8 protein-coding genes and 1 pseudogene are annotated in these 12,365 nt (G+C 65.2%); 8 read left to right on the top strand and 1 reads right to left on the bottom strand.

What is annotated here, in order from left to right:
- Positions 1–246: 246 nt before the first annotated feature.
- From rfbF to HXX10_RS28420, 7 genes are all read left to right on the top strand, one after another.
- A complete protein-coding gene (gene rfbF / locus HXX10_RS28450; protein ID WP_296526806.1) occupies positions 247–1,014 on the top strand; it encodes a glucose-1-phosphate cytidylyltransferase in 768 nt (255 codons plus the stop codon).
- Positions 1,008–2,078, top strand: coding sequence for a CDP-glucose 4,6-dehydratase (gene rfbG / locus HXX10_RS28445; protein ID WP_296526808.1), 1,071 nt, complete (start codon positions 1,008–1,010; stop codon positions 2,076–2,078). Before rfbF ends, rfbG begins: the two co-directional genes overlap by 7 nt.
- The gene (locus HXX10_RS28440) at positions 2,075–3,298 is read left to right on the top strand and encodes a class I SAM-dependent methyltransferase (protein ID WP_296526804.1); all 1,224 of its coding nucleotides are present in this window, start codon (positions 2,075–2,077) and stop codon (positions 3,296–3,298) included. Before rfbG ends, HXX10_RS28440 begins: the two co-directional genes overlap by 4 nt.
- Positions 3,298–3,828, top strand: coding sequence for a dTDP-4-dehydrorhamnose 3,5-epimerase (rfbC, locus tag HXX10_RS28435; protein ID WP_296526802.1), 531 nt, complete (start codon positions 3,298–3,300; stop codon positions 3,826–3,828). Before HXX10_RS28440 ends, rfbC begins: the two co-directional genes overlap by 1 nt.
- Positions 3,825–4,748: an NAD(P)-dependent oxidoreductase gene (locus tag HXX10_RS28430; RefSeq protein WP_296526800.1), complete on the top strand. Its 924-nt coding sequence runs from the start codon at positions 3,825–3,827 to the stop codon at positions 4,746–4,748. Before rfbC ends, HXX10_RS28430 begins: the two co-directional genes overlap by 4 nt.
- Before the next feature lie 213 nt (positions 4,749–4,961).
- Complete coding sequence (locus HXX10_RS28425) at positions 4,962–6,737, top strand: type I secretion system permease/ATPase (protein ID WP_296526798.1); 1,776 nt, start codon at positions 4,962–4,964, stop codon at positions 6,735–6,737.
- 3 nt (positions 6,738–6,740) lie between these two features.
- Positions 6,741–8,066: an HlyD family type I secretion periplasmic adaptor subunit gene (locus tag HXX10_RS28420; protein ID WP_296526796.1), complete on the top strand. Its 1,326-nt coding sequence runs from the start codon at positions 6,741–6,743 to the stop codon at positions 8,064–8,066.
- A gap of 270 nt (positions 8,067–8,336) precedes the next feature.
- Here HXX10_RS28420 and HXX10_RS28415 read toward each other — a convergent pair.
- Positions 8,337–9,288: pseudogene (locus tag HXX10_RS28415) on the bottom strand (polysaccharide biosynthesis protein); the annotation flags it as partial.
- Positions 9,289–9,747: 459 nt separating this feature from the next.
- Here HXX10_RS28415 and HXX10_RS28410 point away from each other — a divergent pair.
- The gene (locus HXX10_RS28410; protein ID WP_296526794.1) at positions 9,748–12,012 is read left to right on the top strand and encodes a M10 family metallopeptidase C-terminal domain-containing protein; all 2,265 of its coding nucleotides are present in this window, start codon (positions 9,748–9,750) and stop codon (positions 12,010–12,012) included.
- The last annotated feature ends 353 nt before the right edge of the window (positions 12,013–12,365 follow it).

The raw sequence follows: 12,365 nt of genomic DNA, 5'->3' as shown, positions 1-12,365 counted from the left end.
GGCGCCATCCTGGCCGCGACCGTCGCTTGGTGGCTCAATTGAGTCCCGACCCTAGACCGACACGACTGCACATCCGGGATGCCCGGGCATCCGCCGGGACGAGGCCCGCGGGCCCGAGCACGCGGGTCGCCCGGGGCGCCGATCGTGGCAAAGCTTGCACCGGATTCTGCCGCGGCCGCCCTTGAGGCCGGGGGAACGCTGATGTAGGTTGCGCCGCCAATAACAGAACAGACCTGCGAGGTTGTTTTGAAAGCCGTTATTCTCGCCGGCGGTCTCGGGACGCGCCTCTCCGAAGAAACCGAAACGCGACCGAAGCCGATGGTCGAGATCGGAGGGCGCCCAATCCTTTGGCACATTATGAAAATCTATTCGCATTTCGGCATCAATGATTTCATCATATGCATCGGCTATAAGGGTTACGTCATCAAAGAGTATTTCTCCAACTATTTTCTTCACATGTCGGACGTCACCTTCGATCTCGGCAAGAACGAGGTCACATTTCATCGCGGCCGCGCGGAACCCTGGCGCGTGACGCTGGTCGACACCGGGAATGCGACCATGACGGGCGGCCGGCTCCTGCGCGTGCGCGACTATATCGGCGACGAGGAGTTCTTCGTAACTTATGGCGACGGCGTCGCCTCGATCGACCTTGATGCGCTCCTCAAATGCCATCGCACGTCGAACCGTCTCGTTACCGTCACGGCGGTGCGGCCTCCCGGACGCTTCGGCGCGATGGAGACCGACGGCGACCGGGTGCACAATTTCCGCGAGAAGCCGCCGGGCGACGGCGGCTGGATCAACGGCGGCTTCTTCGTGATGAAGCCGGGCGTGTTCGACTACATCGCCGGCGACTCCACGGTGCTGGAGCAGGCGCCGCTGATGGGGCTCGCCAAGGACAATCAGCTCACTGCCTATTTCCACGACGGTTTCTGGCAGGCGATGGACACGCTGCGCGACCAGCGCCACCTCGACGCCCTGTGGAGCAAGGGCGAGTCGCCCTGGAAGCTGTGGTGACGCCGTCGCACGCCGCATGGGCGGGCCGGCGCGTCCTGGTCACCGGCCACACCGGCTTCAAGGGCGCCTGGCTGTGGCTGCTGCTCGAGCGCCTCGGGGCGAAGCCGAGCGGCATCGCGCTGGCGCCGGAGACCGACCCCAATCTCGCCGTGCTCACCGGCATCGCTGCCGACAATCGGTCTGTCGAGCTCGACATCCGTGATGCGTCCGCCCTCGCGGCGGCCGTCGAGGCGGCGGCGCCCGAGGTCGTCATCCACATGGCTGCCCAGGCACTGGTACGGCGCTCCTATGCCGAGCCGGCGGCGACCTGGGCGTCGAACGTGATGGGGACGATCCATCTGCTCGACGCCGTGCGGCGCACGCCGTCGGTCCGCGCCGTCGTCGCCGTCACCACCGACAAATGCTACCGGAACCGCGAGTGGTCCTGGGCCTATCGAGAGACCGACGAGCTCGGCGGCCACGATCCCTATTCGAGCAGCAAGGCCGGCGCCGAGATCGCTGTTGCGAGCTGGCGCGACTCGTTCTTCGGCGACAGTGGTGCGGCAATCGCCACGGCCCGGGCCGGCAACGTGATCGGCGGCGGCGACTGGGCGGCGGACCGGCTGATCCCCGACTGCGCCCGCGCCTACGTCGCCGGCAAGCCGGTCGAGGTGCGCAACCCGCACTCGGTCCGGCCCTGGCAGCACGTGCTCGAGCCGTTGAGCGGCTATCTCCTGCTGGCCGAGCGCCTGCTGAGCGATCGGACGGCGGCGGAGGCCTGGAACTTCGGCCCGTACGAGTCCGACAGCGAATGCGTGGCGCGGGTCGTCGAGATCTTCGCCGAGGCGTGGGGCGGCGGCGCCACCTGGGCGCTCAGCCCCGGCCCGCATCCGCACGAGGCGCACACGCTGCGCATCGACGCCGCCAAGGCGCGCGAACGCCTCGGTTGGCGTCCGCGCCTCGACCTGCCGACCGCGATCCGCTGGTCGGCGGAATGGTATCGCCGCCGGGCGGCCGGCGAGTCCGCTCGCGCCCTCTGCGACGAGCAGATCGATCTTTATCTCGGCCGTGGGGAAGGCGCATGAAACCGGTTTGTCGGTCCTGCGGGACGCCGCTCGAGACCACCTTCGTGGATCTCGGAATGTCGCCGCTCGCCAACTCGCTGCTCAAGCCCGAGCACGGCAACGACATGGAGCGTTTCTATCCGCTCCATGTGTTCGTCTGCTCGCAGTGCTTCCTGGTGCAGCTCGAGGAATTCGAGTCTCCCGAGCACATCTTCAGCGACTACCTCTACTTCTCGTCCTTCTCGGACGCATGGCTGCGGCACTGCTCCGCCTATGCGGACAAGGTGGAGGCGCGGCTCGGCCTCGGGCCGACCTCGAAAGTGGTCGAGGTCGCCAGCAACGACGGCTATCTGCTGCAGTTCTTCGCCAAAAAGGGCATTCCGGTGCTCGGCATCGAGCCAGCCGCCAACGTCGCCCAGACGGCGATCGGCAAGGGGATCCAGACCGAGGTCGCCTTCTTCGGGCGGCAGACGGCGGAGCGGCTGCGCGACGCCCACAGCGCCGATCTCATCGCCGCCAACAACGTGCTGGCGCATGTGCCCGACATCAACGACTTCGTCGCCGGCTTCAAGGCGCTGCTGAAACCGGACGGCACCATCACGGTCGAGTTCCCGCACCTGCTCCAGCTCATCCGCCACCGCCAGTACGACACCATCTATCACGAGCACTTCTCCTATCTGTCGCTGCTCGCCATCGAGGCGGTGTTCGGCCGCCACGGGCTCGCGCTCTACGACGTCGAGGAGCTGCCGACGCACGGCGGATCGCTGCGCATCTATGCGAGCCACCAGGAGGCGGGCCGCGCTGCGTCGCCTGCGCTGCTCGCGGTGCGCGTCGCGGAGCGCGCCGCCGGGCTCGACCGGCTCGACACCTATCGCGACTTCGCCGCCACGGTCGCGCTCAGCAAGTGCGACATCCTCGAATTCTTCATCAAGGCCAGGCGCGAGGGCAAGACCGTCGCCGGCTATGCGGCGGCCGCCAAGGGCAACACGCTCCTCAACTACTGCGGCATCGGCAAGGAATTCATCTCCTACGTGGTCGACCGCAACCCGCACAAGCAGGGCCGGCTGCTGCCGGGCACCCACATCCCGGTCTACGGACCCGAGCAGATCGCGCAGACCAAGCCCGACTACCTGTTCATCCTGGCCTGGAACCTCCGCGACGAGGTGGTGAGCCAGATGCACGAGATCCGCGGCTGGGGCGGCAAGTTCGTCGTACCTATCCCGAATCTCGACGTGTTCTGATGCGCTTCGAACCGCTCGGTCTGAACGGCGCATTCCGCATCGAGATCGAGCCGCGGGCCGACGATCGCGGCCTGTTCGCCCGGACCTATTGCGAGGAGGAGTTCGCGGCACACGGCCTGCCGACCCGCTTCGTCCAGTGCAACACGTCCTTCAACACGCGGCGCGGCACCTTGCGCGGCATGCACTATCAGGCGGATCCGCGGCCCGAGGAGAAGCTCGTGCGCTGCACGCGCGGGGCCGTCTACGACGTGATCGTCGACCTGCGCCCGGAGTCGCCGACCTTCTGCAAGTGGGAGGGCTTCGAGCTCTCGGCCGACAACCGCCGCGCCTTGTTCGTGCCGGCAGGCTTCGGCCACGGCTTCCAGACGCTGGCCGACGGGTCGGAGGTCTTCTATCAGATGTCCGAGCTCTACGTCGCCGATCTGGCCCGCGGGGTGCGCTGGAACGATCCGGCCTTCGGGATCGTCTGGCCGCTCGCCGAGACGATCATCGCGCCGCGCGACGCGGCCTTCGCCGACTTCGTGCCGTGAGCCGGGTCCTCCTGACCGGCGCCAGCGGCTTCATCGGCCGCCAGGCGCTCGATCTGCTGCTCGCCGAGGGGCACGAGGTGCACGCGGTCGCCCGCAGCATCGGCGAGCCGCGGCCCGGGCTGGTCTGGCACGCCGCCGACCTCCTGCATTTCGGCACGGCGTCGGATCTCGTCGCGGCGGCACGGCCGGAGCGGCTGATTCATCTCGCCTGGACGACGACGCCGGGGCGCTACTGGACCTCCCCGGACAACGTCGCCTGGGCGGCCATGACGCTCGAGCTGCACCATGCCTTCGCCGCCGCGGGCGGGCAGCGCGCCGTCTATGCCGGCACCTGCGCCGAATACGACTGGAGCGGGCCCGATCTCGACGAGACGCGCACGCCACTAGTCCCCAAGACGTTCTACGGCACCGCCAAGGCCTCGACCGGCCGGCTGCTGGTCGCGGCCGGGCAGCAAGGTGGGCCGGCCGTCGCTTGGGGGCGCATCTTCTATCTTTACGGCCCCGGCGAAGCATCCGGCCGGCTGGTGTCGGACGTCATTGCCGGGCTGCTGGCCGACCGGCCCGTCGACTGCACCGAGGGGCGGCAGGAGCGCGACTTCATGCATGTCGCCGACGTGGCGCGCGCCTTCGTGGCGCTGGCGGCGAGCGACGTCACCGGACCGGTCAACATCGCCTCGGGCGACTGCCGGCCGGTGCGCGACCTCGTCACCGAGATCGGCCGCCAGACCGGCCGGGCCGAGCTGTTGCGCCTCGGCGCCCGGGCGACGCCGCCCGACGACCCGCCGAGGCTGGCCGCGTCGGTCACTCGATTGCGCGAAGAGGTCGGCTTCGTGCCCCGCTATGACCTCGCATCCGGCCTCGCCGATACGATCGCGTGGTGGCGCCGGCGCCTTGCTGCGACGGCCGCCCGGTCGCCGTGAGAGGATCGCGTCGCGCCGTCGCGATGCGCCGCCCGGGCCGACTGCGCCGCATCGCCCGCGACCAGGCCGGCGCCGGGAAGCGCTCCGTGATTCCACCTTATTGAGTTTACGGAGGAAATCTGCGATCTAACGAGCTGTTCTTCAATCGACGTGCGACCCCGGGGCTCGGGTTCGACCGCATTGCTCCCGGGTGGCGATGGAGGTTCGCAGGTTTTGGCCAGCGACGGTGAACGCGTGGTTCGGCGCGGCGATGAGCCAAGCACCCCCCGTTCGATTCTCGCCCATGCGCTGGCCGCCTGTGGCAAAGTGTTCGTCACGATCGCGATCATGAGCGGCGTGATCAACGTCCTGGCGCTGACCGGGCCGTTTTTCATGCTGGAGGTCTACGACCGCGTGCTACCGAGCCGCAGCCTGCCGACTCTGGTGGGTCTCGCGGTGATCGCGGTCGTTCTGTACGTCTTCTATGGGCTTTTGGACCTGTTCCGCACCCGCATCCTGGTGCGTACGGGCGCATTGCTCGATCAGGCAATCGGCCCGGCCGCGTACAGTCTTCTCTGGCGCTCGCCGCTTCGGATCGGAAGCGCGGCTGATCCGCGCCAAAGCCTGCGCGATCTCGATCAGATCCGCAGCTTCCTGTCCGGGATGGGGCCGACCGCCATCTTCGACCTGCCCTGGATGCCGCTCTATATCGGAATCTGCTTCGCTTTCCACCCGTTGCTGGGAGTCGCCGCAACCGTCAGCGCATTGATTCTGATTATCGTGACGCTGCTGACCGAGGTGTTCGTGCGTCGGCCGGTGGCGTCGATCGTCGAGCATGCCGGCCGTCGGGCGGGCCTCGCCGAGGCGGCGGTACGGAACGCCGAGGTGATGCAGGCCATGGGAATGGCCCCCCAAATGCAAGCGGCCTATGCCGACTCGAATGCCCGCCTGCTTGGTACGCAGCTCCGGGCCGCCGATATCGGCAATGGCTTCGGGGTGCTGTCCAAGGTGCTGCGGCTCGCGCTTCAGTCCGCGATTCTCGGCATCGGGGCGTGGCTGGTCCTGCGCCAGGAGGCAACCGCGGGCATCATCATCGCGGGATCGATCCTGACCGCCCGTGCGCTTGCCCCGGTCGAGCTCGCGCTGGGCCACTGGCGCAGCTTTCTTGCCGCTCGGCAGAGCTGGCGCCGGCTCGACGAAGCGTTGCGACGATTTCCCCCCGAAAGCCATCCGATGAGCCTTCCGGACCCGACTTCCTCGCTGTCGGTCGAGGCCGTCACAGTGGTGCCGCCGGGCAGTCGCCGCCCGGCGATCAGGGGCGTGACGTTTCGCCTGAAAGCGGGGAATGGACTCGGGATCGTCGGGCCGAGCGGATCCGGAAAATCTTCTCTTCTGCGGGCTCTCGTCGGGGCCTGGGTGCCGGCCACCGGCAGGGTCGCGCTCGATGGGGCGACGCTGGACCAGTGGCCCCCGACGCAACTCGGCCGGGCGATCGGATACCTGCCCCAGGACGTCGAGCTGTTCGCCGGCAGCGTCGCGGAGAACATCTCACGCTTCGAGCCGTCCGCCGATTCGGGCGCGATCGTCGCTGCGGCCCAGGCTGCCGACGCCCACGAGCTGATCGTCGGGCAACTGCAGGGATACGATGCACCGATCGGCGAGGGTGGCACGTTTCTCTCGGCTGGCCAGCGGCAACGGATCGGACTCGCGCGGGCGCTCTACGGCAACCCGTTCCTGATCGTGCTCGACGAACCCAATTCGAACCTCGATGCCGACGGCGAGGAGGCGCTCACGCGGGCGATTTTGGCGACTCGTCGACGTGGCGGGATCGTAATATTGGCTGCGCATCGACCGAGCACCCTGATGACGGTCGATCTCGTGATGGTGGTGACCGGAGGCCATATCCAAGCCTTCGGGCCGCGCGATCAGGTGCTGTCAAAAATGGTCCGGCAGCCCGTGCATTCGGTCACGCCCGCCCCGGCTTCGCAGACCAAACCCGCAGGTCGGTGAGTCATGGCGCCCCCCTTCCACATTGGCTCTCTGAACGAGACCGAGCTTTCCATACGGCGCCATGTCCGGATGGCGTTGGTCACCGTCACGATGATGCTTTTCGGTGTCGGCGGGCTTGCCGCGACAACAGAGATCACCGGGGCCGTGATCGCACCTGGTGAACTCGTCGTCGACACCAACGTCAAGAAGGTGCAGCACCCGACCGGCGGCATCGTCGGCGACCTGCGGGTGCGTGAGGGCGATCATGTCGAGGCCGGCAAAGTCCTTATTCGTCTCGATGACACCCAGACGCGGACCAATCTGCAGATTGTTCTCAAGCAGCTCGATGAGGCGCTCGCCCGGCGAGCACGTGCCGAGGCCGAACGCGACGGTGAGTCTCACATCGTCTTTCCGGGCGATTTCGTCATTCGATTGGACGAAGCGGACGTGTTGCGGGTTGCCGAGGGCGAGGCACGCCTGTTCGAGTTGCGGCGCGCGGCGCGCTCTGGACTGAAAGCGCAGCTTCGCGAACAAATCGATCAGGCAATCGAGCAATCCAAGGGGCTCGTCGAACAGGTCACTGCCAAGGGCACGGAGATCGAATGGATCACGCGAGAGCTCGAGGGCGTTCGCGATCTGTGGAAGAAAAAGCTCGTGCAGTTCACCCGCGTCACGGCACTCGAACGCGATTCTGCACGGCTCGCAGGCGAGAAGGGGCAGCTTGTTGCCTCGATCGCTCAGGTCAAGGGCCGTATCGCAGAGACCGAGCTGCGCATCCTGCAGATCGACGAGGAGCTCCGCACCGAGGTCGGCAAGGAGCTGTCGGAGTTGCGTAGCAAGATTGCCGAGCTGATGGAGAGGCGCGTTGCCGCCGAAGACCTGCTGCGACGCGTCGATATTCGGGCGCCCGTGACCGGCGTTGTTCACCAACTCGCGGTGCACACGGTCGGCGGCGTGATCACGGCGCAGGGCGAGACGATCATGCAGATCGTGCCCGACAGCGAGCCGTTCATGGTGGAGACGAGAGTCGCCCCCCAGGAGATCGATCAGCTCCGTCTCGGCCAACGGGCCGTGCTGCGGTTCATGACGGCCAACCAACGCAACACGCCCGAATTGAACGGCGTCGTCAAATTGATCGCGCCGAATGTCTCGCAGGATCAGAAGACCGGAGCGACGTTTTACACTGTCCGCATCGTCGTCCCCGAGTCGGAGAGCCGCCGCCTCCCCGACCTTCGTATGGTTCCCGGGATGCAGGTCGAGGCCTTCATCGAGACGAACCCGCGCACCATACTGTCCTACCTGGTCCGCCCGATCTCCGATCAGCTTTATCGGTCGTTCAGGGAACGCTGAGCTTAAAGTCCCGACAAGCTGCTCCTTTCTGACGGTGGATTGCCCCGGCCGGTGGTAGCCCTGTGTCTCCGTCCGCGACTTTGCTGAACCTTCGCCTCGGCCGAAAGCTGGACTGGCGCCGAACAGATCGGGGGCCGGCGACTTGCTGCGCAGGCATTTTGGAACCGTGAGCGATCGCTTGGCGAGACTGGGGTCGAGTGCCGCGGACGCCCATCCGGCGTCGTGCCGCGATCGGAGCCGTTGCGCTCGGCTCGATACCGATCAGGGAGGCTATGCCGCCGCGGTCTTGAAATCCGGAACCGTGTCGCGGAGCACTCTGGAAGACGGCGTCGCGATCGCCCATCCTCAATGCATGATCGAGCGCGGCAAGTCGGGCCCGCATGTCCTCGATCGGCACGAAGACGGGCCGGGCCGCCACCACGCCCGGGATTCCGATCTCGACCGAAGGTTCCTCGTGCGAGAAGAGAACTTCGTTCAACCGTTCGCGCGGCCGGATGCCGGTGAACTGGATCGTCACGTCGCGCCCGGGCTCGAGCCCGCTCAGCCGGATCAGGCGCTCGGCGGGGTCGACGATCTTGATCGGCCGTCCCATGTTGAGCACGTAGACCGACACGTCGGAGCTGTCCGGCCCGTGGGCGTGGCTGGCCGCCGTCAGCACCAGGTCGCAAGCCTCCCGGATCGTCATGAAGTAGCGCACCATGTCGGGATGCGTCACGGTCAGCGGGCCGCCGGCCTCGATCTGCGCCTTGAACTTGGGGATCACGGATCCGTTCGAGGCCAGCACATTGCCGAACCGCACGGCGATCAGCCGCATCGGCTCCACGCTCGCGGTGCCGGACCGCCGCGCGAACTCGGCGTCGAGCGCCTGGCAGTACATCTCGGCGAACCGCTTGGTCGCCCCGAGCACCGACACCGGCTCGATCGCCTTGTCGGTCGAGATCATCACCATACCGCGGGCGCCGGCCCGCACGGCCGCCTCGGCGACGTTGACGGAGCCGAACACGTTGGTCTTCACGCCCTCGTCCCAGTCGCGCTCCAGAACCGGCACGTGCTTGAGGGCGGCGGCGTGAAACACGAGGTCGGGCTTGAAGTCGGAAAACAGCTTGTCGATGCGCGACCAGTCGCGGATGTCGGCGATCCGGCCTTCGATGGCGGCGGGATTGCCCTTCGCCCCCAGCGACTCCATGACGGCGTGCACGGCCGGCTCGGAATTCTTGATGATAGCCCTACCTTGCAACGTCACCGACGGGACCGCAATCGGCACCATCCTGGCGGCAACTTGCTGGCAGCAACCTGCCGGCCGCGCGCGGGTCGGCCACGCTTTCGCCGAGGGCGCCCGAGGATCGCGCTTCCTCCTTGCCGTTGTGCCAAGTCGCTCCGGGAGCGGGACCTCACGGCGCCGACCGGGTTACTGACCCCTCGCAAATGTCCGAACTCGCCGTCTTTTACCGCCGTGGGCGTTGTGCGGCGGCAATTAGCCTGTATTATGAATAACGTATTAACGAGCCGTCATCGGCGGTTTGCGGACAGAATCCGAGCGCTTCGACCTGCTTTTTCACGCGCACCGATCCACCGATCCAAGATTGTCCGATTGATTTGTTAACCGACTCGGCGCGTGTTGCTATACTGACCAAATCCTCTTCGTCGCCCTCGGCAACGAACGGCACAGGGGCGCCAAGCGATGCCATACATTCTTCCGAACGTCGTGGAGTCCTCCGATGCCGCGGCCGGCACCGCCACGGTCTACGCGATCGGCATCGGACAAACCGCCCAGGGGACGCTGTCGACGACCAGCGATCACGACTGGTACCGCGTCAGCCTGGTCGCCGGCCAGACCTACTCGTTCGCGCTGGTCGGCACCGGGACCAACAATGTCGCCGACACCTATCTGACGCTGCGGAACGCCGCCGGGACGCTGATCGCTGCCGACGACGACAGTGGTCCCGGCCACAACTCGACCATCACGTTCACGGCGACGACGACCGGCACCTATTATCTCGACGCCGGCTCCTACAACAACCAGAGCGCCGGGCAATACGGTCTGAGTGCGTCGGTCGGAACGCGACCAAACTACGATATTCCGATGGGGGGCGGCGCAATCGACTCGGACGCGTCGTGGTCCTCCCCCGGCACACCGGTGATCGTCACCTACGGGTTTCGCGACGCCGCGCCGAGCTACACGGTTTCGGGTTCCGACATCTCGACCTTCTCGCGCTGCTCCGCTGCGGAGATGGCGGCCGTCCAGTCGATCCTTCAAATGTGGTCGGACGTCTGCGGCATCACGTTCCAGCTGGTCAATCCGGGCGGCTACACGAACAACGCGACGATTCTGATCGGAAACTACTACGATCCGAACGACGGAGCCGGAGCGTTCGCATTCTATCCCGGCTCGACCGCCAGCACCGCGTCGGCGGGCGACCTCTGGCTGAACCTCGACAGCGTCTCGACGACGTCGATCCCATACGGGAGCTACAGCTGGTTCGCCATCATGCACGAACTCGGCCATGCGATGGGCCTGTCGCATCCGGGTGACTACAATGCCGGTCCCGGCGTTTCGATCACCTACGCCAACGCGGCGCAGTTTACCCAGGACACCGAGCAGTACTCGGTCATGAGCTATTTCGCCGGTTCCTACACGGGCCAGAGCCCGGGCGGCTTCGCCACCGCCCAGACTCCGATGCTGCTCGACATCTACGAATTGCAGCAGATCTACGGCGCCAACATGAGCACTCGAACCGGCGACACGATCTACGGATTCGGCGGCACCGCCGGATCGATCTATGACTTCTCCGTCAACACGGCCCCCCAGCTCTGCATATGGGACGCCGGCGGCACCGACACCCTCAACTGCTCCGGATACGGCCAGAACCAGCTCATCAATCTGAATGCCGGCACGGTCTCGAACATCGGTGGTGAGACGGGGAACATCTCGATCGCTCTCGGCGCGGTGATCGAGAACGCGATCGGCGGCTCCGGCGACGACACTATTCTCGGAAACGATGCCAACAACCGGCTCGACGGCGGCGCCGGAAATGACGTGTTAATTGGTGGGCCAGGAGACGATACAGCGATTTTCACAGGGGCATTCACGGCGTATCAGTGTCGGGATCTCGGAAACCACGTGACGGTTTCCGGTATTGATGGGTTCGACGCGCTCTACACGATCGAGCACATGCAGTTCACGGATGGGCGGATCGATTACGCTGACGGCGATCCCCTGTTTGATACGATATTCTACATGCAACAAAATATAGACGTGTATCACGCCGGCGTGGACGGCAGATTGCATTATAATGCTTACGGCTGGCATGAGGGACGGAATCCTGATCCTTATTTTAGCACTGCCGGCTACATCGGATACAATCGGGATGTTGATGCGGCCCACATTAATCCGTTAACACACTATAACTCCTATGGCTGGCACGAAGGCCGCGATCCAGGCTCTCTGTTTGATACTGATTTCTACCTCATTCATAATCCAGACGTGCGGGCTGCTGGATTGAACCCGCTAGCCCATTATCTAGAGTACGGAATCTCAGAAGGACGTGAGATTGCGCCAGCAGTCGGTCGGGGCATTGCACAGACTGGGATTGACGACGAGTATTACGACCTTACCTACAGGGATGTCGCGCTGGCGCATGCTGATGTTTCGGGACATTACAATACTTACGGCTGGCACGAAGGGCGAAATCCGAACGCCTACTTCGATACAGCGGGTTATCTTGCCCGGTATGCCGATGTCCGTGCCGCAGGAATTAATCCGCTCACTCACTATATGCAATACGGCTGGCAGGAAGGGCGGAACCCATCGGCAAACTTCGATACACACGATTACTTGGCGCACAATCCGGATGTCGCCGCCGCCCACATTAACCCCCTGCTTCACTACCTCGTCTACGGCCTCTACGAGGGACGGGTTCCGTACGCCGACGAGCTTTTCGCCTAGGTTGACGTTTCGGAATGAGGATCCACGTCGCCATGGGCAGCCTGCCTGCTCCTGCGCGGATCAGTCACTAAGCAGTGTTTCCAAATGGACCTAAGAAAAAATTAAACAGAGAGGCGCTTCGCGCGACTTTCCCGCTTAATAGTTATTCGCGTTAGAAAGCTGCGTGCTGTCAGGCTCGATGAATTTTACTCGCGCAGGGCTTGTAAAACAGAGCGACGTTCAGCTCAACGCGGGCTGAACCTCGCACCCATTCTCAAAATTGTAGACCCCGCTTACTGCCGCTGGTCGGCGATGCGAGGTAAGCGTCGTTTTGGCGCCACCTTCTGCGAGGGGTTGTGAGGGTCGATTGTGCC

This window comes from Rhodoplanes sp. (assembly GCF_013377085.1).
GTDB lineage: Bacteria > Pseudomonadota > Alphaproteobacteria > Rhizobiales > Xanthobacteraceae > Rhodoplanes.
The sequence above is the reverse complement of the archived record's forward strand: the minus strand, read 5'-3'. Positions and strand labels throughout refer to the sequence as shown.

Bases quoted from the DNA above. Each gene is read 5' to 3' on its own strand.
- HXX10_RS28410 (WP_296526794.1), top strand. From the start codon at position 9,748: ATGCCATACATTCTTCCGAACGTCGTGGAGTCCTCCGATGCCGCGGCC.
- HXX10_RS28440 (WP_296526804.1), top strand. From the start codon at position 2,075: ATGAAACCGGTTTGTCGGTCCTGCGGGACGCCGCTCGAGACCACCTTC.
- rfbC (WP_296526802.1), top strand. From the start codon at position 3,298: ATGCGCTTCGAACCGCTCGGTCTGAACGGCGCATTCCGCATCGAGATC.
- HXX10_RS28420 (WP_296526796.1), top strand. From the start codon at position 6,741: ATGGCGCCCCCCTTCCACATTGGCTCTCTGAACGAGACCGAGCTTTCC.